The sequence below is a fragment of the Suttonella sp. R2A3 genome (assembly GCF_021513215.1).
Lineage (GTDB): Bacteria > Pseudomonadota > Gammaproteobacteria > Cardiobacteriales > Cardiobacteriaceae > JAHUUI01.
This window is the reverse complement of sequence record NZ_CP090975.1, coordinates 1,409,584-1,431,683: the sequence shown is the minus strand read 5'-3', so window position 1 is coordinate 1,431,683 and position 22,100 is coordinate 1,409,584. Positions and strand designations below refer to the sequence as shown.

At 49.9% G+C, this 22,100-nt stretch carries 23 protein-coding genes; 10 read left to right on the top strand and 13 right to left on the bottom strand.

The window, feature by feature from the left end:
• Positions 1-10 precede the first annotated feature (10 nt).
• Positions 11-412, bottom strand: a complete 402-nt coding sequence (locus L0B52_RS06845; protein ID WP_235063986.1) for a methylglyoxal synthase — start codon at positions 410-412, stop codon at positions 11-13.
• 249 nt (positions 413-661) lie between these two features.
• On the opposite strand from L0B52_RS06845, the gene L0B52_RS06840 reads away from it, so the two are divergent.
• The 4 genes from L0B52_RS06840 (at position 662) to betT (ending at position 7,039) form a co-directional block, all read left to right on the top strand.
• Complete coding sequence (locus L0B52_RS06840) at positions 662-1,447, top strand: class I SAM-dependent methyltransferase (protein WP_235063985.1); 786 nt, start codon at positions 662-664, stop codon at positions 1,445-1,447.
• Between the two features lie 334 nt (positions 1,448-1,781).
• Positions 1,782-3,221: a betaine-aldehyde dehydrogenase gene (gene betB / locus L0B52_RS06835; RefSeq protein ID WP_235063984.1), complete on the top strand. Its 1,440-nt coding sequence runs from the start codon at positions 1,782-1,784 to the stop codon at positions 3,219-3,221.
• A gap of 39 nt (positions 3,222-3,260) precedes the next feature.
• Positions 3,261-4,919, top strand: a complete 1,659-nt coding sequence (gene betA, locus L0B52_RS06830; protein ID WP_235063983.1) for a choline dehydrogenase — start codon at positions 3,261-3,263, stop codon at positions 4,917-4,919.
• A gap of 107 nt (positions 4,920-5,026) precedes the next feature.
• On the top strand, positions 5,027-7,039 hold the full coding sequence (betT, locus tag L0B52_RS06825) for a choline BCCT transporter BetT (protein ID WP_235063982.1): 2,013 nt from the start codon (positions 5,027-5,029) through the stop codon (positions 7,037-7,039).
• A 79-nt stretch (positions 7,040-7,118) separates the two neighbouring features.
• Here betT and hslU read toward each other — a convergent pair whose 3' ends face one another.
• The 5 genes from hslU to L0B52_RS06800 all read right to left on the bottom strand — a co-directional run bounded on the left by hslU (position 7,119) and on the right by L0B52_RS06800 (position 11,225).
• Positions 7,119-8,480: an ATP-dependent protease ATPase subunit HslU gene (gene hslU / locus L0B52_RS06820; protein ID WP_235063981.1), complete on the bottom strand. Its 1,362-nt coding sequence runs from the start codon at positions 8,478-8,480 to the stop codon at positions 7,119-7,121.
• Positions 8,477-9,022, bottom strand: a complete 546-nt coding sequence (gene hslV / locus L0B52_RS06815) for an ATP-dependent protease subunit HslV (protein WP_235063980.1) — start codon at positions 9,020-9,022, stop codon at positions 8,477-8,479. The genes hslU and hslV overlap by 4 nt, the downstream gene beginning before the upstream one ends.
• A 225-nt stretch (positions 9,023-9,247) precedes the next feature.
• Entirely contained in the window at positions 9,248-9,562 is a 315-nt protein-coding gene (locus L0B52_RS06810; RefSeq protein WP_235063979.1) for a YegP family protein, read from the bottom strand.
• A 19-nt stretch (positions 9,563-9,581) separates the two neighbouring features.
• Complete coding sequence (locus L0B52_RS06805; RefSeq protein ID WP_235063978.1) at positions 9,582-10,370, bottom strand: enoyl-ACP reductase; 789 nt, start codon at positions 10,368-10,370, stop codon at positions 9,582-9,584.
• 48 nt (positions 10,371-10,418) lie between these two features.
• Positions 10,419-11,225 carry an undecaprenyl-diphosphate phosphatase gene (locus L0B52_RS06800; RefSeq protein WP_235063977.1) on the bottom strand — a complete coding sequence of 269 codons (807 nt, stop codon included), beginning with the start codon at positions 11,223-11,225 and terminating at the stop codon, positions 10,419-10,421.
• Between the two features lie 61 nt (positions 11,226-11,286).
• Here L0B52_RS06800 and L0B52_RS06795 point away from each other — a divergent pair, with 61 nt between their 5' ends.
• On the top strand, positions 11,287-11,526 hold the full coding sequence (locus L0B52_RS06795) for a glutaredoxin family protein (protein ID WP_235063976.1): 240 nt from the start codon (positions 11,287-11,289) through the stop codon (positions 11,524-11,526).
• A 45-nt stretch (positions 11,527-11,571) separates the two neighbouring features.
• On the opposite strand, the gene azu is transcribed toward L0B52_RS06795, so the two are convergent.
• The 5 genes from azu to corA all read right to left on the bottom strand — a co-directional run bounded on the left by azu (position 11,572) and on the right by corA (position 15,079).
• The gene (gene azu, locus L0B52_RS06790) at positions 11,572-12,021 is read right to left on the bottom strand and encodes an azurin (protein ID WP_235063975.1); all 450 of its coding nucleotides are present in this window, start codon (positions 12,019-12,021) and stop codon (positions 11,572-11,574) included.
• An 85-nt stretch (positions 12,022-12,106) separates the two neighbouring features.
• The gene (locus L0B52_RS06785; protein WP_235063974.1) at positions 12,107-13,015 is read right to left on the bottom strand and encodes a tyrosine-type recombinase/integrase; all 909 of its coding nucleotides are present in this window, start codon (positions 13,013-13,015) and stop codon (positions 12,107-12,109) included.
• Entirely contained in the window at positions 13,012-13,824 is an 813-nt protein-coding gene (gene dapF, locus L0B52_RS06780; protein ID WP_235065476.1) for a diaminopimelate epimerase, read from the bottom strand. Before dapF ends, L0B52_RS06785 begins: the two co-directional genes overlap by 4 nt.
• 20 nt (positions 13,825-13,844) lie before the next feature.
• On the bottom strand, positions 13,845-14,096 hold the full coding sequence (locus L0B52_RS06775; RefSeq protein WP_235063973.1) for a GlsB/YeaQ/YmgE family stress response membrane protein: 252 nt from the start codon (positions 14,094-14,096) through the stop codon (positions 13,845-13,847).
• A gap of 8 nt (positions 14,097-14,104) precedes the next feature.
• Positions 14,105-15,079, bottom strand: a complete 975-nt coding sequence (corA, locus tag L0B52_RS06770) for a magnesium/cobalt transporter CorA (protein WP_235063972.1) — start codon at positions 15,077-15,079, stop codon at positions 14,105-14,107.
• Between the two features lie 107 nt (positions 15,080-15,186).
• On the opposite strand from corA, the gene bioB reads away from it, so the two are divergent.
• From bioB to L0B52_RS06755, 3 genes are all read left to right on the top strand, one after another.
• On the top strand, positions 15,187-16,200 hold the full coding sequence (gene bioB / locus L0B52_RS06765) for a biotin synthase BioB (RefSeq protein ID WP_235063971.1): 1,014 nt from the start codon (positions 15,187-15,189) through the stop codon (positions 16,198-16,200).
• 68 nt (positions 16,201-16,268) lie between these two features.
• Positions 16,269-16,814 (top strand): isochorismatase family protein, encoded by a 546-nt coding sequence (locus L0B52_RS06760; protein ID WP_235063970.1) that lies wholly within the window; start codon positions 16,269-16,271, stop codon positions 16,812-16,814.
• Between the two features lie 26 nt (positions 16,815-16,840).
• Positions 16,841-17,809, top strand: a complete 969-nt coding sequence (locus L0B52_RS06755) for a DUF2804 domain-containing protein (RefSeq protein WP_235063969.1) — start codon at positions 16,841-16,843, stop codon at positions 17,807-17,809.
• Between the two features lie 46 nt (positions 17,810-17,855).
• On the opposite strand, the gene fbp is transcribed toward L0B52_RS06755, so the two are convergent.
• Positions 17,856-18,875 carry a class 1 fructose-bisphosphatase gene (gene fbp / locus L0B52_RS06750; protein ID WP_235063968.1) on the bottom strand — a complete coding sequence of 340 codons (1,020 nt, stop codon included), beginning with the start codon at positions 18,873-18,875 and terminating at the stop codon, positions 17,856-17,858.
• 124 nt (positions 18,876-18,999) lie between these two features.
• Positions 19,000-19,686 carry a YoaK family protein gene (locus tag L0B52_RS06745; RefSeq protein WP_235063967.1) on the bottom strand — a complete coding sequence of 229 codons (687 nt, stop codon included), beginning with the start codon at positions 19,684-19,686 and terminating at the stop codon, positions 19,000-19,002.
• A 259-nt stretch (positions 19,687-19,945) separates the two neighbouring features.
• Here L0B52_RS06745 and L0B52_RS06740 point away from each other — a divergent pair, with 259 nt between their 5' ends.
• Together L0B52_RS06740 and L0B52_RS06735 are read left to right on the top strand one after the other, a co-directional pair.
• Entirely contained in the window at positions 19,946-20,731 is a 786-nt protein-coding gene (locus L0B52_RS06740; protein WP_235063966.1) for a hypothetical protein, read from the top strand.
• Between the two features lie 208 nt (positions 20,732-20,939).
• Positions 20,940-22,061 carry a Re/Si-specific NAD(P)(+) transhydrogenase subunit alpha gene (locus L0B52_RS06735; protein WP_235063965.1) on the top strand — a complete coding sequence of 374 codons (1,122 nt, stop codon included), beginning with the start codon at positions 20,940-20,942 and terminating at the stop codon, positions 22,059-22,061.
• Positions 22,062-22,100 lie beyond the last annotated feature (39 nt).

The following is a 22,100-nucleotide window of genomic DNA, read 5'->3' as shown; positions in this document are numbered from 1 at the left end:
TTCTTAAGAGTTATTCTTGGTCTAACGGCCGCTCCTGTAACAAGCCACGCATGATCAAATCCGCGGTGCGCTCATTATAGGCGGCCGCGATTTGATAGAGCGTCGAGATACGCAGCAGCGCTTTAACATCGACATCATGCGGCACAGCGGTCATCGGATCGAGGAAAAACACCATGCCATCGAGCTTACCTTCGGCAATCATCGCCCCAAGCTGTTGATCGCCGCCGAGCGGACCGGATAATAAGCACGTCACCTTCAGCCCGGTTTCATCAATAATGCGTTGTCCGGTGGTACCGGTGCCATAAAGTGTGCAGCAGGCGAGTAGGTCGCGGTGTTTCTCCACCCATTCAAGCATTGCTGCTTTGCGTGCATCATGGGCTACTAAGGCAATACGCGGCGCACGGTCTTCCATATCATCATTCCTTGTTCATAAAGTTAGTCGATACCATAGCAAATAATCGTCTCATAGTTATGTCAATAAGATTGCGTTATATGTGATTACACCATCATAATGATAACGGTTATTATTTGTATTTATTTTCGGTACTAAACCTCTTATACTGCGTTTATTTTCTAACTGGCTGTTTATAAATCAAACCGTTACTTACAGGGATAAACCGATGGCTAAAAAAATCCAAATGTTAAAGGCGTCCCCGAAACCATGTTATGGACGCTGCATAACCGCGCCAGCGAAGCAATGCGTAAAGACGGCTGCATTCGTGATGAGATGTGTTTAGCAATTTATCGCGCTCTGGATTATGACTACACACGGCATTTTGGTGAGGCAGATGGCAGCCACGGTGTACGCTCGCAGCTTTTTGATGACAAAATTCGCGAATTCCTCAACCTACACCCTGATGGCGTGATTGTGAATTTAGGTGAAGGATTGGAAACCCAGCGTTACCGTATTGCCAGCGAAGACGCATTATGGATTAGCGTCGATTTACCAGAGGCAATCGCCCTTCGTGAGCGTTTTATTCAACCCGATGCACAGCATCTTCATATCGCTAAGAGTGCGCTTGATACCGCCTGGTTTGATGCCGTACCACCTGATCGTGCCGTCATGATTACGGCACAGGGTTTATTCATGTATTTTGACGAATCGCAATTGCATAAACTCTTTGCCGCGATTGCCGAACGCTTCCCTAGGGCGCTAATGATGTTTGATTATCTCAGTGTGTCGCTCTCAAAGCGTTCTATCAGTGAAAAAGGCTGGATGAAAACGCCGTATTATCGTACGCCACCGATGCCATGGGGTGTTAACCGCAACCATCTTGCATCCACTCTATCACGCTGGGTAGGAAAAGCAGTCACGCCTATTAATGTGACTTTTTTATACCCGCGCGGTATGTTGCGCTACATTGTTCCAATCTGCGAACATCTTCCACACATTCGTAACATAATGCCCGGAGTATGTTTTTGCCATTTACCCGCGCGTTCTGTGTAATCAAGGCTATCCATTAACGTATATAAGAGGTGTACGATGCACGTCGCATCATCCCCTAGCTTATTCATAAACGTCACAGACGCCATAGCAAACAATAACCGCACCATGTGGTTGATCGCGACTCCCATTTCCCAGCAAATCAAACAATCATCTGTTCACTATAATGGCTTTTACTGGCCAAAACGCGTATAATGCACAACTTTTTTTTGAGCGGTGTCCTATTGGTTAGGGCGCGAAGACCTGCCCTATAGCACATAAGCCACACACAATGAATTTAGCGCAGTTTGATGCGACAACACCGCGTCAGCTGTTACATTCGACGGAGGAAGCACATATGTTAACATCTTGGATAAATGGCGCCTACACGCCTGAAAACAGCGCAGACGGTGAAGTAATCAATCCGGCTGATGGCAGCGTTATTGACACCATGAGCTACGCCAGCGATACACAGCTAGATGAAGCGGTTACCGCCGCAGCCAAAGCGCAAAAAGACTGGGCAGCGCTCTCTGGATTTGAACGCGGGCGTATTTTACATCGTGCAGTGGCGATCCTTCATGAGCGTAACGACGAGCTCGCGCATTTAGAAACCCAGAATACCGGCAAAGCGCTTTCAGAAACACTCGCGGTTGATGTGGTCACTGGGGCTGAAGTGCTGGAATATTACGCTGGTTTAGCGCCAGCCATTGAAGGCAAACAAATGCCTTTATCGGAAGCCTCTTTTGTTTATACCCGCCGCGAGGCTCTTGGTGTCGTCGGGATGATTGGCGCTTGGAATTACCCCATCCAAATCGCTTTGTGGAAATCCGCACCAGCACTCGCTGCAGGCAATGCGGTGATTTTTAAACCCAGCGAAGTCACCCCAATCACCGCGTTAAAACTCGCCGAAATCTACCAACAAGCCGGCTTACCTGACGGGCTATTTAATGTGATCCTCGGCGATGGCAAAATAGGTGCTGCGATTAGCGAACACCCAGAGATTGAGAAAATCTCGTTCACTGGCGGTGTGTCAACCGGTAAAAAAGTGATGTCCAGCGCCGCACAAAGCTCGCTCAAAGACGTCACCATGGAGCTTGGCGGCAAATCACCGCTGATTATCACCCACGATGCTGATATTGGCATGGCGGCAGATATTGCGGTGATGGCGAACTTTTTCAGCTCAGGTCAGGTATGCACTAACGGCACACGGGTGTTTATCCCCAAAGCTTTGCAGGCTGGTTTTGAAGCTGCGGTGCTCGAGCGCGTCGCACGCATTCGTGTGGGTGACCCAATGGATGAGGACACCAATTTCGGGCCTTTAGTCAGCGCCGCACAATTAGACAACACCCTCGCCTACATCGCCTCAGGTAAAGCCGAAGGTGCGAAACTGCTTTGTGGCGGTGAGCGTATTGGTGACAGTGGCTTTTACGTCGCACCAACCGTGTTTAGCAATTGTGATGATTCAATGCGTATTGTTCGCGAGGAAATTTTTGGCCCAGTGATGAGCATCCTGGCCTACGACAGCGAAGCAGAGGTGATCGAGCGCGCCAACGATACGCCTTACGGCCTGGCTGCGGGCGTAGTATGCCCGGATCTCAGCCGCGCGCACAGCCTCATTCATCAGCTCGAAGCCGGCATTTGCTGGATCAATACCTGGGGCGATTCTCCGGCGGTCATGCCGGTTGGTGGCTATAAACAATCGGGCGTGGGTCGTGAGAACGGTATTGAAACGCTCTATGCCTACACTCGCAACAAGTCTATTCAAGTTGCGCTAGCACCGTTTGAGGCAGCTTTTTAAAGCCAAGCGCACAACTCACCTTATAACCCAAGGATAATCATGAACAGAAGCTATGATTACATTATTATCGGCGCGGGATCAGCGGGCAATGTGCTCGCTTCGCGCTTATCAGAAGATGCCGGGGTTTCGGTATTACTACTCGAAGCCGGCGGCCCGGACTATCGCTTTGATTTCCGCACCCAGATGCCGGCAGCGCTTGCCTACCCATTACAAGGCACACGTTATAACTGGGCGTTTGAAACCGATCCCGAGCCGTATATGAGCAATCGGCGCATGGATTGTGGTCGCGGCAAGGGCCTTGGTGGCTCGTCGCTGATTAACGGCATGTGCTACATTCGCGGTAACGCGCTCGATTTCGATCATTGGGCGAAACGCGACGGGCTGGCTGATTGGACGTATCACGACATCCTGCCTTACTATCGCAAATCTGAATCGCGCGATATTGGCGGCAATGCCTATCATGGCGGCGATGGTCCGGTGAGCGTCACGACACCCAAACCGGGCAATAATGAATTATTTGCAGCGATGATCGAGGCTGGCGTACAAGCCGGTTATCCACGCACCGAGGATCTCAACGGCTATCAGCAAGAAGGCTTTGGGCCAATGGACCGCTTTGTTACGCCAAAAGGACGACGTTCTTCAACCGCGCGTAGCTACCTTGATCGCATCAAACACCGCAAGCATCTCACCATCACCACCCACGCGATGGTCGATCGTATTTTATTTGACGGCAAACGCGCGATCGGCGTCGATGTGTTCATCAAAGGCGATAAACATCGCGTTTATGCTGAGCGTGAGGTAATCCTCAGCGCAGGCGCAATTCAATCACCCCAACTCCTGCAGCGTAGCGGTATCGGCCCTGGCGACTGGTTGCGTGAAGCCGGCGTTGAAATGGTACACGAGCTCGATGGCGTAGGCAAAAACCTACAAGATCATTTAGAGCTCTATATCCAATACGAATGCAAAAAGCCTGTCTCGTTAGCGCCAGCGTTGAAATGGTGGCGCCAACCACCAATTGGTGCTGAGTGGTTATTCTTTGGCACAGGGATTGGTGCGAGTAACCAGTTTGAAGCTGGCGGCTTTATCCGCAGTAGCGACGAGTTCGCCTGGCCAAACATTCAATACCACTGCCTGCCGGTGGCTGTCAGCTACGATGGGCGTAACGCCATTGATGCACATGGTTTCCAAATGCATATGGGCTCGATGCGCTCACCTAGCCGCGGTCGGGTGAAGCTAAAAAGCCGCGATATGAACCGCGCACCAAGCATTTTGTTCAACTATATGAGCCATGAACAAGATCGCCAGGAGTTCCGCGACGGCATCCGTATCACGCGAGAAATTTTCGCGCAATCTGCGCTAGCCCCTTATGCGGGTAAAGAGATTTCCCCGAGTGCTGATTTGCAAAGCGACGCTGAGCTCGATCAGTTTGTGCGTGAACACGGCGAAACCGCCTATCATCCTTGTGGCACATGTCGAATGGGTGAAGGCGATGACTGTGTAGTTGACGGACAAGGTCGCGTCCACGGTATGAGTGGACTACGCGTGGTTGATGCCTCGTTGATGCCACGAATCATCACCGGCAACCTTAACGCCACTGTGATCGCGATGGCAGAAAAAATCGCTGATAATATTCGTGAGCGCGCGCCACTGCCAAAATCAGATGCGCCATATTATATCGCCGGACAAACCCGCAATTAATGCTGGTTAACCCCTCTAACTCGGCAGCTTTGCCCAACAACCATCAAGCAAGGTGCTCATAGAGCGCCTTGCTATGACTCTCACATATAACACAAAGGAATTATCCCTTGAGTACACAAAACGCTGATGCACAACTCAGCACCAACACCCAACTCAATAAAATCGTTTTTTATGTCGCCACTGCCGTGACAATCTTTTCGGTCATCTTCACCATGGCATTCCAAGAACAAAGTGGTGCCGTCTTGGCAACCATGCAATCGTGGATTTCAGACAAGCTTGGCTGGTATTACATGCTGGTCGTTGCCGCCTATTTAATCTTTATGATCTATATCGGCCTGTCGCGGTTTGGCGATATCAAGCTGGGCCCCGATCACGCCAAACCGGATTTTCCTTTTATCACCTGGGCATCGATGCTCTTTGCCGCAGGGATTGGTATTGATTTGTTGTTTTTTGGGGCTTCTGAGCCACTCAGCCACTTCTTAACCGCCCCGGGCGCACGTGCTGAGGAAATCAACGCCGCGCGCATCGCGATCACCCAAACCTTTCTCCACTGGGGGATGCACGGTTGGGGGATTTATGTGCTCATCGGCATGGCCTTGGCGTATTTTGCCTACCGTAAGCGTCAACCGCTTGCGCTTCGTAGCGCCCTGCTGCCGCTAATCGGTGCGAAGCGTACCGCTGGCTGGATGGGCGATGCGGTTGATATTTTTGGTATTGTGTGTACCGTTTTTGGGATCGCCACCAGTTTGGGGATTGGCGTTTTACAGGCTAACGCAGGCCTAGACCATATTTTTGGCATCGCACCCAGCAAACTCATTCAAACAATCATTATTGTGCTAGTCATCACTATAGCCGCTATTTCTGCCACCACCGGCGTTGAGCGCGGTGTACGACGTTTATCTGAGATCAATATGGGTATGGCCGCGCTGTTGTTAGTTGCGTTACTGGCCATGGGACCCACGCTGTTTTTGCTCGACGCTTTTGTGCAAAACGTTGGCGATTATTTCCAAACTGTGATCGGTAAAACCTTTGATGTCTATGCCTATCAAGGCGAAGAAGGTCAGGCCTGGAAATCTGGCTGGACGGTGTTTTTCTGGGCCTGGTGGGTTGCATGGGCGCCATTTGTTGGCATGTTCATTGCGCGTATTTCACGTGGGCGTACGCTGCGTGAGTTCGTGTTTGGCGTGCTCTTTATTCCGTTGGGCTTTATTTTTGCCTGGTTCTCAATCTTTGGTAACAGCGCTATCGACCTTTATCTTGGCGGATTCAGCGAATTAGGCAATATCGCGATCAACGATCCAGCGATGGGCTTATTCGCCCTCTTAGACCAGTATCCTTTAGCGAAATTCTGGGCATCGGTTGCCGTCATTATCGGGCTAATTTTCTTTGTCACCTCAGCAGACTCTGGCGCCTTAGTGCTGGCGAATTTAAGTATGAAAGGGTTAACCCCGGAAGAAGACGCGCCGATTCGTCTGCGTTTGTTCTGGGCAGCACTGATGGGGCTGATCACTTTAGGATTGCTCTTTGCTGGCGGTTTTGGTGCCTTGCAGGCGGTCAATGTGATCGCGGCATTGCCGTTCTCAGTGGTGTTATTGCTCTATTTATGGTCATTAAACCGCAGTTTGCGCGAAGAAATGAACAAAAAAGACGCTGAACAGCTCGATTTCGCTGCCGCACCAACTGCTGGCGGCTTAAACTGGCGTGAACGGGTCAGCCGCATTATCAGCTATCCAAGTCAACGCAAAGTCACTCAATTTATCGACCAACGCGTGCGTGAGGCGATGGGCTCGGTGAGTGCGGCGCTCAAAGAAAATGGCGTCACCTCAAAGATCGAAGCGTCACAAGAGCAAGACAGTATCGCGTTCCGCGCTTTTCACCACACTGAGATGGATTTCATTTACCGCGTCGTGCCAGCGAGCGCCCCAACGCCTGTCTTTATGTACGGACAAGGCGGCTCAAAGGCGAAAAGCAAAGGGGATGATCGCTATTGGCGCGCGGAAGTGTATTTACGTGAAGGCGGGCGTGGTTATGACATTATGGGTTATACCACCGAGCAAATCATCAACGACATCTTGAACCAATACGAACGTCATATGCACTTTATCCACGGCGATAATTAAGCACCCATGAAACCCCATCAGCCATTGATGGGTTTTTTCAGCACTGGCTAAGCTAGCATTTTTTATGGCCCGCTAATTATTATAAAACAAAGCGGCTGAGGTCTTCATTGGTTGAGAGCTCGCCGAGCGCTTGTTCCACATAAGCGGCATCAATGCGCACCGTCTCATCATTGCTGCGATCAGCCGCGTCGTAAGATAGATTATCGGTGAGACGCTCCATCAGCGTATGTAAGCGACGCGCACCGATATTCTCGGTGGTTTTATTCACGTGATAGGCAATCTCTGCCAAACGTGCAATCCCATCCTCACTAAACTCTAACGTAAGGTTTTCGGTGGCAAATAGCGCGGTATATTGCTTGATCAGCGACGCATCCGGTTCAGTAAGGATACGCTTGAATTCTTCCACCCCGAGCGCTTTCAGCTCAACACGCACCGGCATCCGCCCTTGCAATTCCGGTACTAAATCAGAAGGTTTGGCCAGATGGAACGCACCCGAGGCGATAAACAAAATATGATCGGTTTTGATCATGCCGTATTTGGTAGAAACCGTTGAGCCTTCGACTAACGGCAGCAGGTCACGCTGCACCCCTTCACGAGATACTTCACCACCGCCGGTTTCCGCGCGTTTGGCGACTTTATCAATCTCGTCAATAAAAACAATACCATTTTGCTCGGCGTTACGAATCGCCTGCTGTTTGATCTCATCGTCAGAAACCAGATTGTCGGCTTCATCTTCGGCAAGCGCGACTAAAGCATCAGCAATCGTCATCTTTTGCGTGGTTTTCTTCGCTTTGCCAAGGTTTTTGAACATATCAGAGAGCTGACTGCTCATATCTTCCATCCCCGGCGGCGCCATCACTTCAAACGACGCGCTGGTTTGTTCGCTGACCTCAATCTCAATCATTTTGTCGTTGAGCTCACCACGTAAAATACGCTCGCGGAAGGTTTTGCGCGCTGGGTTATCGTCGCTGCGTTGTGCCGTATCATCGCTCCAAGCGGTTTGCTTTTTCGCCGATGGCACCAGCACATCGAGCACGCGTTCCAACGCGGCTTCACGTGCTTTACTTTGCACCGCTTTACGCGCACGTTCGCGCTCGAGCTTAATTGAGGTTTCCGCCAGATCACGAATAATCGAATCAACATCGCGGCCAACATAACCGACTTCGGTAAATTTTGTTGCCTCAACCTTAACAAAAGGTGCTTCGGCGAGTTTCGCTAAACGGCGCGCGATTTCGGTTTTACCAACCCCGGTTGGCCCGATCATTAAAATATTTTTCGGGGTGATTTCGCTACGCAGCGGCTCTTCAATCTGCCGACGGCGCCAGCGGCTACGCAAGGCGTTCGCCACCGCGCGCTTCGCTTCACGTTGTCCGACAATGTGCCGGTCTAATTCTTCGACGATTTCACGCGGGGTCATATTTAAATCGCGGTATTCACTCATGATGGGTCCTTTAATTCATCAACAATAATATTGTGATTGGTATACACACAAATATCGCCAGCAATATGCAGGCTTTTCTCCGCGATATCGCGTGAGTTCATTTCGGTGTTGTGATAGAGCGCGCGCGCCGCAGAAAGCGCATACATCCCACCAGAGCCAATCGCGGCAATGCTGTCTTCAGGCTCGACTACATCGCCGTTACCGGAAAGAATCAGCGTGGTTTCCCGATCGGCAACAATCAACATCGCTTCTAAACGACGTAAGGCACGATCGGTGCGCCAGTCTTTCGCCAGCTCAACCGCAGCGCGCAATAATTGTCCGTCTTGCTCTTCTAATTTGGCTTCAAAACGTTCAAATAGGGTAAAAGCATCCGCTGTGCCGCCGGCAAATCCGGCAAGGATTTTGTTGTGGTACAACCGGCGCACTTTGCGTGCGTTACTTTTCATCACCGTATCGCCAAGTGAGACTTGTCCGTCGCCAGCAATCGCAACATGGCTGCCGCGGCGGACGGATAAAATCGTGGTGGAATGCGCATCAAACATAAAGCTTCCTGTAGTCAATGAACCACAGAAATGGGGTTTAAATACAGATATTCAAGCCTGAATCCGCAAATACGGGTTATCTCAGGACTTTATGAGGGCAACGTAATCTTTAGCCTTACGTCAAAAAACAGGAATCCTCTATGCCACAGTGCAGGTCTACGTGTGACATAAAAATCTCTGCCCTGCGCACCGGGTGGCACGCAGAGTCAGAAAACACAGGGGCCGTTAAGCTTCGACTGTTTTCGCTTTTGCGGCTTTTTTGCAGCTTTTAACCACAGCGTCGATGTCATCAAACATCATGCTGGTGGCGATCACCTGACCATTGCTGGCTTTCAAGTTAAAGTATTTTTTACCGTTAGACGCGGTTTTGTGCTCGTAACGCTTGTCTTCGCCGCAGTTCTTTTGTACAGACTCGATGCCGTTCTCGCAAGAACGCTTTTGCGTGTACATCTCGCTTTTTACGAGCACTTTGCCATTTTCAACCAGGTTGAAATAAAACTGGTTGTCTTTACTGGTTTTTAACTCAAAGGTTAAGCTCATGGTTTTCTCCTTATGCTGACTAATCGTCGAGGATGGGTGAGGAAAGGATGTTATAGCCGCCGTCCACGTAGGTGATTTCACCGGTGATACCAGAGGCCAGGTCAGAACAGAGGAACGCAGCCGCATTGCCGACTTCCTCTATGGTTACGCAACGCTTCAGCGGTGCGGTTTTCTCAAAGCCTTTGAGCATCGAACGGAAGTTCTTGATGCCCGAGGCGGCAAGGGTACGAATTGGACCAGCAGACACACCATTGACGCGAATGCCATCTTCGCCTAAATCAGCGGCCATATAACGAATTGAGGCTTCAAGCGAGGCTTTTGCCAGTCCCATGGTGTTGTAATTCGGGATTGCACGCACTGCGCCAAGATAGGTGAGCGCTAAGGCGGCAGCGTTACGTCCACGCATCATTGGATACGCGCCTTTCATCAGCGCCGCAAAGCTATAGGCGCTGATTTCATGAGCCAGCGAAAAATTCTCACGGCTCACGCCATCTAAAAAACGTCCCTCAATCGCCTCGCGCGGGGCAAAGGCAATCGCGTGAATCAAGCCATCTAAGCCGTCCCAATGTTTGCCGAGTTCTGCAAAGACCGCTTCGATTTCTTCATCACTCGCCACATCACAGGGTAAGAAAATCTCGCTGCCAAATGCTGCGCCCATTTTTTCTACGCGCGGTTTGAGTTTTTCGTTTTGATAGGTAAATGCCAGCTCTGCGCCCTCGCGGTGCATGGCTTCTGCGATACCGTAGGCAATCGATAGATTACTCGCAAGCCCGGTAATTAAGATTTTTTTGCCTTGTAAAAAACCCATAGTGTCCTCTTTTTTGGTGTTATGTTTCTCTGCGTATTGTAGCGCCAATTAAATAAATACCCAAACCAGCACAGCGGCCAGCAAGATTCGGTAAATCACATAAATACCCATGCCTGTGCGCTCGAGTAATTTCATGAAAATCGCAATACAGGCGTAGGCTGATAGCGCGGATACGACAAACCCAACCACTAACGGCATCACCGCCACCGCTTCGGGTTGTTCGATCAATTCTTTCAGCTTTAGCCCACCGGCCAGTACGATAATCGGGATCGACATTAAAAACGAAAAACGCGCCGCTGCTTCACGGGTAAAACCGAGCATCAGCCCGGCGGTGATGGTGATCCCCGAGCGTGATGTGCCGGGGATTAAGGCAACTGCTTGCGCAAGCCCGTATATCATCGCCGCTTTAACCGTGGTTTGTTCAATCGCTTTGCGCCGTTTGCCATAGCGATCCGCCCACCATAGCGCCAAAGCAAAAACAAACGTTGCCCCGGCAATCACCAAAGGGTGACGCAAAAGACCATCATCAAGATATTGATTGATCACCAAACCGATCAATCCGGTTGGAATCGTGGCCAAAATAATCAGGTTGCCTAAGCGTGCGTAGCCTTGAGGATCGTGATGATCGCGTTTGAATTGTTGAAACCAATGGACGATAATTTGCGCCAGGTCACGACGGAAATACGCAAGCACCGCGGTGAGTGTCCCCACATGAACAATCACATCAAACGCCAAGCCCTGGTCGGCCCAACCCAGCAATTTTGGTACTAGGATCAGATGTGCTGAGCTGGAAACAGGCAAAAATTCGGTGGCGCCTTGCACCAAGGCAAGGATGGTGGCTTCAAAAAGAGTCATAGTCAGATGTTTATGATGAATAAACATCTATTGTACGGTGTTCAATAAGGATAAAACAGAGATGCGCGAAAAAACCTTACAACTCATGAGCCGCCAAGGCTGCCATCTGTGCCAACACGCAGAACATATGTTGCGTGCACAAAATGCCGTATTCACTGTGCTCGATATCGATCAAAGCAGTGCGCTACAAGCGCGTTATGGTGTATTGGTCCCAGTGGTTTATTGTCCAGAAAGCGATCAAGAGCTGCTCTATCCGTTTAATACTGAGCAACTCGCCGTCTGGTTAGCCGAGCAGGCATAAAAAAACCGCAGCGAACACTGCGGTTTTTTTATCAAGGCTAGCCTCTTATTTAACAGTAACGGTACCGTTCATAATCGCGCTGTGGCCAGGGAAGCTACAGAAGAAGGTGTATTCACCGTCTTTTGCCAACGCTTCAGTTGAGAAGGTGATTTCGGTTGACTCGCCACCACCGATCAAACCGGTATGTGCGATGATGCGATCATCTTCTGGCTTGATGTAATCGTGGTCAACGCCAGCTGCGATACTATCGTTAGCAACCGCTTGGAAATCTTCTGTTTTAGAGATAACCACGTTGTGGCCCATTGCTGCTTTAGGCAGTGAACCAACGTGCTTCAGTTCAATGGTGAACTCCGCACATGCTTCAGTATCAATCTCGAAGTTATCGATGTTGTACTGCATAGAATCGTTACCTTCGATAACGACTTTACATTCATCAGCAGCATAAGCACCAGCAGATAATGCAGCAACAGCTGCCAAAGTAAGTAGTTTTTTCATAATTGCCTTCCAAAAGTTGGTTAAAAGCTCGCATTTAATATAAAGATTTCGTGGAGTAAATGCAAATAAGTGCACCGCGGGGTGATTACTTCTTCTTAATCTTTGCCCGTGCGCGTGGATGGCTTTGGTCATAAACCTGACTAAGATGTTGAAAATCCAGATGGGTATAGATTTGTGTGGTGTTCAGACTGCTATGGCCAAGCAACTCTTGAACCGCGCGAATATTTTGACTCGATTGCAACACATGCCCGGCAAAGCTATGGCGCAACATATGCGGGTGTAGCGGTTGATCGGGTAAAAATTTCTTCCCATAGCGCACGATGGCCTGCTGGATACCACGGTGTGTCAGGCGTGTGCCACGCTGCGAAATAAAGAGCGCTGATTCTGCTCGCTCCGGTGCCAGCCAGCCTTCGCGTACCTTTAACCAGCGTGCTAACGCTTGATTTGCCGCCTGACCAATATAAATATTGCGTGTTTTATCGCCTTTACCACGAATCGCAGCGCTGGTTTTGCCCGCTATAGAAGCATCAAGCGCGGCAAGCTCTGCTAAACGCAGACCGCTGCTATAAAACAACTCGAGGATGGCATGATCGCGCAAATCCAGGGGTTCATCATCCGGTGGAGGGCGCAGCAGGTTAGCTATTGCATCGGGAGAAAGCGCTTTGAGTAATGGCTTATCACGCTGTTTGGGCAGCACCAGCGCTTCGGCTGGATCGGTTGCCATATAACCACGTTCGCACAACCAGCCGTAGAGTCCTCGCCAAGCGGCACGATGCTGATTGAGCGTGCGCGACTTCATGCCGCACTGATGCGCGCGGTTAAGCAAGCGTTGTAAGGTTTCTTGATCCACCTCATTCAGCGGCTGTTCTAGCTCGTCGAGATGCGCTTCAAGGAGGCGTTGGTAGGTCGTGATCGTGCTACGAGCCAGCTGACGCTCATAACGCAGCACATCTAAAAAGGCGCTTAATAATTGGTGATTATCTGCACCTCTCATAGCAGCTCGCCATGATAAACCGTCTCGGCCGGACCGATCATCATCAGCGGATGGCCCACTCCTTGCCAAAAGATCTCCAGCGAGCCACGCAGCAGGTCAACACGCACGCATGAATCCAAATCTCCAGCAGCAATCCCGGTGGCCACAGCGGCGCATGCGCCTGTTCCGCAGGCCTGAGTTTCCCCTACGCCACGCTCAAAAACGCGCAGGCGAATATGACCTCGATCAAGCACCTGCATAAAGCCAACATTAACTTGTTCTGGAAACAGGCTATGATCTTGCAAAGCGGCGCCAACCGTTGCCACAGGCGCTGTATCAACGCTCTGACAGCACAATACAACATGCGGGTTACCCATCGAGACAATCGCCCCTTGTTCGTTGCGCCCACCAACTGTAATCGGCTGCTGTAATTGACTGGTTTGTTGCGCACTTAGCGGCGTAAAATCAGGCTCACCCATATCTACGCGGAAATAATCCACTTCGTCGCGCGTGTCCACATAGGCAATCTCAATCGTGCCTTTTTTTACCGCAACGCGATAGTTTGTACGCTCTGGACACAAGCCTTGATCGCGTACGAACTTACCAAAACAGCGCGCGCCATTGCCACAGTGCTCAACCTCACTGCCATCGGCGTTAAAAATCCGATAGGCAAAATCGAGGTTTTCTTGTTCGGTTGGCTCAACAACCAACAGTTGGTCAAAGCCAATCCCGGTATAGCGATCAGCCAATGCAGTAATTTTTCCTGGTGACCAGTCAAACGGCTCGCCTAAGGCGTTTAGGACAACAAAATCGTTACCCAAACCGTGCATTTTGCTGAATTGGCGAATACTCACCGAGGGTTTTTCACTTTGTTATAAATGAACAAAATCAAAATCGCGCCCAGCACCGACATGATAAAACCAACCGGCTCACCTTCGCTGTACCAACCGAGTCCTCGACCAATAAATCCTGCAACAAACGAACCGGCAATACCCAAACCAATGGTTAAAAAACAGCCTAATTTGTCATCGCCAGGAAAAATCGCCCGCGCGAGCAAACCCGCGATAAACCCGATCACCAACATAGCGAGTAAATCCATCATAGTTTTTCCTATAACCAACGTTTTCGACGAAATAACCACAATAATACCACGACAATCGATAGCATCACCCCCAGCACCACAAAATACGCATAACGCCACTGTAGCTCAGGCATATAAGCAAAATTCATCCCATAAATACCGGTAATCACCGTTAGTGGCATGAATAAAATTGTGATCACCGTCAGCAAGCGCATTTGTAGATTCAGCTGATTCGATTGAATGTTGAGATAGGTTCCAGCGAGTGAGGTGATTGTGTCATTCGCGCCTTCCAGGGTATCAAGCATCTGGATGCTATGATCAAGCACATCGCGAAAATAGGTTTTATTATGCGCGTCAATCAGCGGATGTTCGCTACGCATCAGCTGCATCACCGCATCATGGGTGCGACGAATGCTACGCCGCAGCTTACCAGTATCTAAGCGTAGCCGATGCGCTTTATTGAGCGTATTTTTGCCCGTTGCTGAAAACAGTTTGAGGTCTGCCTGTTCGATTTTATCAAGCAGCTTCTCGATCACTGCAAAATAATCATCCACCAGGCAATCAAGCAGGCTATAAGCCAAAAATCCAGCATTGAGTTTCTCTGATTCGCGTGGCGAATGATCAAATCGCGCAGCCATTGGTGCAAAAACATCGATTTTCCCGCTACGGAAGGTTAGTACCACATGCTCTTTAATCAAAAAGGATACCGCTTCGCTGGTGAGTTTCGACTCGCGATACTCCAAAGCGCGTGATACTAAAAACAGCGCGTCATCATAACGCTCGGTTTTCGGTTGCTGACGTGGATTACAAATATCTTCAAGCACCAATTCGTGAATCCCCAATGGGGCTAATAGCGTGCTTAGGGTGTCATGCGAAGGTACGCCAGAGAAATCCAACCAATGCAACGCACCATCACTCATATCCGGTAAAACGCTGGCTTGTGGATCGAGCGCTTGCCGCTCAAGGTCATGTTCGCTATAGCGGGTGTGAATTATTTGGCTCATCACTAACTTTATTTTTGGATGTGACTGCTATTTTCACCCAGTTTAATCCACTTGTCGATGTGAGATGAAGTGATAAGATAGCGCGCACAAAATAGAGGAAAAACACCATGAGTCAAATACCTTGGGATGTCGCACAAGCTCGCAAGCTATACGAGCTACCTTTTATGGATTTGGTTTTCCAAGCCCAACAAGTCCATCGCGCCCACCATGACCCCAACGCCGTACAAATCAGCACCTTGCTGTCAATAAAAACCGGCGCCTGCCCTGAGGATTGCAAATATTGCCCGCAAAGCGCGCGCTATCACACTGGCGTTAGCCGTGAGGCGCTGCTTAAAGTCGAGGAAATTATCACCGCGGCCAAGCGTGCTAAAGAGCAAGGCGCAACGCGCTTTTGCATGGGCGCTGCATGGCGTGACCCTAAAGATAAAGACATGCCGTATTTGCAAGAGGTCATCCATGCAGTTAAAGATCTGGGTATGGAAACCTGCATGACTTTAGGCATGCTCAACGCGGATAAAGCGCAGCAGCTCGCTAACGCTGGGCTCGATTACTATAACCATAACCTCGACACCTCGCGTCGCTACTATTCAGAAATCATCAGCACGCGTAGCTACGATGATCGCCTTGATACGTTAACGCATGTGCGCGAGGCGGGGATGAAAATCTGCTCAGGCGGTATTTTAGGCATGGGGGAAGAAGAGGACGATCAACTAGCGATGCTGGTTGAGCTAGCGAACCTCAATCCGCCACCAGAATCGGTACCGATTAACCAGTTAGTGCGTGTCCAAGGCACACCGCTTGCACAAGCCGATGACCTTGAACCTTTTGATTTTATTCGTATCATTGCCATCGCACGTATCATGATGCCGCGCTCGGCTGTGCGTTTGTCTGCTGGGCGAGAACAGATGAATGAGCAAATGCAGGCGCTGTGTTTCATGGCGGGTGCGAATTCTATTTTTTACGGTTGCAAACTGCTCACCACCGCGAACCCCGAAGAAGACCGCGACAAGCAATTATTTAACAAGCTCGGCATTAACCGCTCAGTGGTGCACGACCCCGCCCCTAAAGCAACGCCGGAGCAAGCGCCCATCGGTATGTATTACCCGCAAACAGCGCTGTAAGCAATCCACAAGCTGTATTTGCATCAACCCCATATTTGCGGCACAGTAGCAAAAAAGAGGAGAACATCATGCAACGTATTGAACGCACGCAAACGCTCGCTTTATTGATTGATGTGCAAGAGCGCCTGACCCCGCATATTCATGAACATGAACGCGTTCTTGCGCGCACAAAAATCTTACTCGAAGGGCTGAACGCACTTGATGTGCCTGTGATGCACAACCAGCAATATAAAAAAGGGCTGGGTGAGACGGTTCAGGCATTACTACCGCTGCTTAAAGATGCGCCAACTTTTGAAAAACGCAGCTTTAGTGTGTGCGATAACGAACCGTCTATGGCCTTCATTGATGAGCAACAACGCCCGATTTGCCTACTGTTTGGCGTCGAAACGCATGTCTGCGTGTTACAAACTGCGCTCGATTTAATCGATCATGGCTATCAACCGGTACTGATCACTGATGCCTGCTCATCACGCAACCCCAGCGATCACGAAACCGCGCTCGCGCGTATGATCAGCGCTGGCGTGCGCCTGGCAAGCGTCGAGTCGATACTCTTCGAACTGACTCGCACCAGCACAGACCCCGTATTCAAAACGATCAGCGCTTTAGTGAAATAGCAACCATGAGTCCGGGATAGCCACTGATGGATTGGGATAAACGCCCGAATAATCTCAGCGCACCATCTGGTCGCTTTGAAGGCGCGATAGATACGCTCTCAACCAAAACTTGGGATAGTTGGTGGCGTCGCCGTCTGCAACGCAAAGCCTGGGTCTATGCCGGGGTACATACTGACACCTTAAGCATTGGGTTTTCGATTGCTGATGCAGGTTTGCTCGGCAACGCCTTTGTTTATGTTTATGAGCGTGAGCACGGCCTACTCACCGAGCATCAATTGATGCGCCCGTTGGCTTTTGCCAGCAATTTTGCCCCCACACCTCATGCACCTTGGCAGCTCAAGAACCGCCAGCAATACTATCGCTGGCAGCCCACCGATGACCACAGCAGTTATCTTGCAGAATTTAGCGGTGACAACCTCACACTGCACTGCGAATTGACGCAAAATAATCGGCAGATAAGCGCGCTGAATCGCTTACTCGACAGGCCGTTTCAGTACACCGAAAAAAATATTGGCTTATCCAGCAAAATCACACTGGACGTTAATGGCCGGCATTATGAGTATTCGAGCAATCATGGTGTTCTCGATTTTAGCCTCGGCTATCCGCCACGCCATACCCATTGGCAATGGGTATGCTTGAGTGGCACAGCTTCAGACGGACGCACGGTCGGCATCAACGCAGTGGCGCAATTTTTTAACGGCTTGGAAAACACCCTGTGGCTTGGAGATGCTCCGCCCAAGCCTTTGCCACAAATGATCTTTCACTATGATCCAAACGCCATTTTAGACCCTTGGCGTATGCACAGCGCAGATCAACGCCTAGCGCTTACGTTTTACCCCGAAGGCATGCGCGAAGAATCGATTCAACTCGGGGTGTTTAGCAGCCATTTTCAACAACCTTTTGGCTATTTTACCGGCGAGTATATCAATGACGACGGAGCAACCCTATCGATCAGCGGCTATGGCGTGGTCGAGCAACACCGCACAGTTTGGTAAGCACTAACAGCTCGCCCGACCCAAACCAATGACTGCTAAAACTGCGCTACGGTGTGAGACCTTCATCAGGATAATCGCTCATAAATTGCATCGCCGTTTCAACCATATTTTTAGAACCGACAAAAAACGGAACGCGCTGGTGTAACTCAGTAGGTTCAATATCCAAAATCCGTTGATAACCATCGGTGGCCAGTCCGCCGGCCTGCTCAGCAAGGAACGCCATCGGATTACATTCATAAAGCAAGCGCAATTTACCATTCGGGTAGCTGGTCGCGGATGGATAAATATAAATCCCGCCTTTAATCATATTGCGGTGAAAATCAGAAACCAACGATCCGATATAGCGCGATTTATACGGCCGATTGGTCGCTTCGTCTTCTGCCTGACAGTATTTGAGGTATTTTTTTACCCCTTGCGGAAATCTGAGATATTGCCCTTCGTTGATCGAATACAAAGTGCCGTCTTCAGGAATACATACCATTTCCTGCGACAAACCAAACACCCCAACCGACGGATCAAAGGTAAAACTGTGCACACCGTTGCCTGTGGTATAGACCAGCATCGTTGACGAACCATAAACCACATAACCAGCAGCAACTTGCTGGTTGCCCGGTTGTAAAAAGTCTTCCAGAGTGACCGGCTCACCGACGGGTGAAAGTCGACGATAAACCGAAAAAATGGTCCCCACTGCGACATTCACATCAATATTCGACGAACCATCGAGCGGATCGGTAAGAATCACGTATTTCGCGTTACGCCCTTTCTCACTCTCGAAAATCACAATATCGTCTTCTTCTTCGGATGCAAATCCGGCGACGTCATCGCGTGCGAGGAAGGCTTTTTTCAGCGTGTTATGGGCAATCACATCGAGTTTTTGCTGGTTCTCACCCTGGATATTCTCAGAACCGGCTTCACCTAAAAAATCTTGAATCAATCCCGCTTTATTGATGTCCCGATGAAGAAATTTTGCCGCCAAACGCAGTGCTGACAAAATCCCGCTCAAATCGCCTTTGGCATCCGGGTATTGCGCCTGCTTATCAACAATAAATTCACCCAAGCTTTTCATGATTACTCCCCACTCGATTAGTGTTCTATTATTAACGCGATTTTAACAGAACCGACGCGTCATCGCCTTTTCTCATCTTGATCTTCTTTTAACGCATTGATACCGCGCGCTAACGCATCGGCGTTTACAGCTCATAATTGGCCAGATGATGCCGCCGAGCCTGCTGTCGCGATAGCCAAACATAGGCGCCTGCACAGAACAGGGTAATCACAATCGGCAAGATCAGCGTCCAATAGTTATATTTGGCAAACAAATAGGCGCCAACCGCACCACCGCCACAAAACGCGTACCAAATCATCGCCTGGAAAATAACCGTCAGCTTATCCATGCCGCGTCCAGCCAGCCAATTTCCTAAAGCGGCGCCAAGGTCCGAGGTCAGGCCGGTCAAATGCGTGGTACGGATAACCGCACCACTATAGGTAGCAATCATCGAATTCTGCAATCCACAAGCCATAGCCGCACACAGCTGCCCAAGATAAAGGTCGTTATGAAACAAATAAAAGCTCAGCACCAACAAACCTGCCTCAGCAAGCAGCGCCATACCATAGCGCCGCCCGAGCACCAGCGAACGCTGGCCAACAATCATCCCGCTAATAATGGCACCGGCTAAAAACGACAATAACGATGCGCCAATAAACAGCATATCTTTATAATCACCATGCGAGATCGCGGCAGAAAATAACGTCACATTACCGGTCACATGTGAGACAGAGAGGTGGGTAAAACCCATCAGCGTCGTACTGTTGATACACCCCGCACTAAACGCCAAAATCCCGCCGCCCCACAAAATCCATTTGGGCAAACGCTTCATAAATACTTAGCTCATGAGTTTTTAACAAAACAAGTGGGTTATGGTAGCGAAAACTCGCGCAATACGCAGCAAAACATTTTAAACCCATTGCTTGGCAAGGCTCATTCAGCGCAAAAGCGTACAAACACCTGACCTTATATCACTTTTTTTATGTTTTGACTGATTAAATCAATTACTTGAGTAAAAGTATTTACTTAAGCGATTAATCTGCGCTAGTATGATTTATGTTGTTTTATCAATCAGTTGGTTGGAGGCTTTTATGTTCCGTTCACCTTATACTGCGCTAGCAACCACAGCAGCATTATTTATTGCAGGTTGTACCACACAACCGCCTGGTGCGCATCACACTGAAATGCGCTCGAGCGAACCGGCAGCACAGAAAGCTCTAGCTGTTGCTGACACGCGCCTGGGCACGCAATGGGGCGAAAGCCATGTTTCACACACGCGCAACGTTTCCGGCACACGCCTGTCTGATAAACCCTTCGACCTCTATACGATTAATTATTCAGCCTATCCATACCGTGGTGAGGCATTAACCACCGCACTGATTGCCGATGGGCGAATCCGCTTTTCAGTGCTCGATGGCCGCGGACGAACGCAATCCTTTGTGCGCAACCAAAGCGGTGACCATTTACTCGGTAAAGAAGGCGAGCGCTATCAGCTGCACTATGAAAACTTGAGCAATAGCGAGAGTTATGAAGTGGTCGCTGCGGTTGATGGCGTTGATGTCATTAACGGCAAACCAGCCAGCGTGCAGTATCGTGGCTACTTACTCAGTCCACGCGCCACACTTACCATCGAAGGCTTTCGTGAAAGCGCGGACAGCATCGCGGCGTTTCGTTTTGCCAAACCTGATGATGCTTATGCAGCCAACAGCGACAAAAATAGTATAAACAACGTTGGCATCATCGCAACCGCGGTCTATCGTGTGGCCATTCAAGGCATGCCAATGCCTATCACGGTCAAGCCGCAACCGCCACGTCCTAACCCGTTCCCTGCAGATCCACCTGGGCAATATGCAGAGCCTCCTCGCTATGACCGTTAAGTTAAAAACTTAAACCCCACTTAAAAGATTCGCTACCGGTTAGCGAATCTTTTTTATGACTCACTAAAACATATTTTATCCACGCCTATTTACGCATTCACCCATAATGCTTTATAAAGGTGGATATATCTTAAGTTTATGTTAAGGTATATTGTTCAAACAACTGTTTTACGTGTGACAATCAGCACGTAGCTTTGCTGGAGGCATTATGCGGATTGGGATAGCGAAAGAGACCGCCGAATACGAACGACGGGTAGCAGCAACGCCAGCGAGTGTGAAAAAACTCGTTAAAGAAGGCCATAGCGTGGCCGTGGCGCGTGGTGCTGGTGAGGCGGCAGAATATTTTGATGAAGCCTATGTGGAAGCCGGTGCAACATTGGTTGATGATGTGTTTAGCGAATCGGATGTGGTGTTTGTTGTACAAATGCCTGAGGAAAGCGCGCTAAAATCAATGCGCAAAGGCGCGCTACTGATGGGTTTACTTGACCCTTACCGCAACACACAAATCGACACCCTCATAAGCTCCAGCATTACCGCATTAGCCCTAGAGTTACTCCCACGGCAACTTTCGCGCGCACAAAATATGGACGCACTATCCTCGCAAGCCAACCTCGCCGGCTATAAAGCGGTGATTCTTGCCGCCAACCAATATCCGCACCCTTTGCCGATGTTTATGACCTCAGCCGGCACAGTGAAACCGGCAAAAGTGGTTGTGCTGGGCGTAGGCGTTGCCGGTTTACAAGCCATCGCCACCGCCAAACGCTTAGGTGCAGTAGTTGAGGCAAGCGACCTACGCCCGAGCGCGGCAGAACAAGCGCAATCGGTCGGCGCTAAATGGCTTGACGTGCCAATGAGTGAAGAAGAGCAAGCCAAAGCGAAAGACAGCGGTGGCTACGGCTGGAAACCTTCCGAGCAGTACATCAAAGACCAGGCCGCAGTGGTCGATAAAGCGGTACGTGCGGCTGATATTGTGATCACCACCGCGCAAGTCCCTGGTGGTCAAGCGCCAAAACTGGTTCATGCAGAAACGGTCGCTGCGATGCGCGCCGGCTCTGTACTGGTTGATATGGCGGTGACCAGTGGTGGTAACGTGGTCGGTTCTGAAGTGGGGCAAACGGTGCGTACCGATAATGGTGCTTATATTATTGGTGAAACCAATATTCCAGCAACGCTCGCCACGCAGGCCTCAGCACTCTATGCCAACAACCTAGTTAATGTGTTATCGACGCTGGTTGATGAGGATGGCAAGCTTAAGATTGACTTAGAAGATGAAATTCAACACGCACTAACCATCACCCACGCTGGCGAACGGTTATTGGCGCAGCGCTAAAGGAGAAGAATATGTCTGTCACACTCAGCAATATCGAAG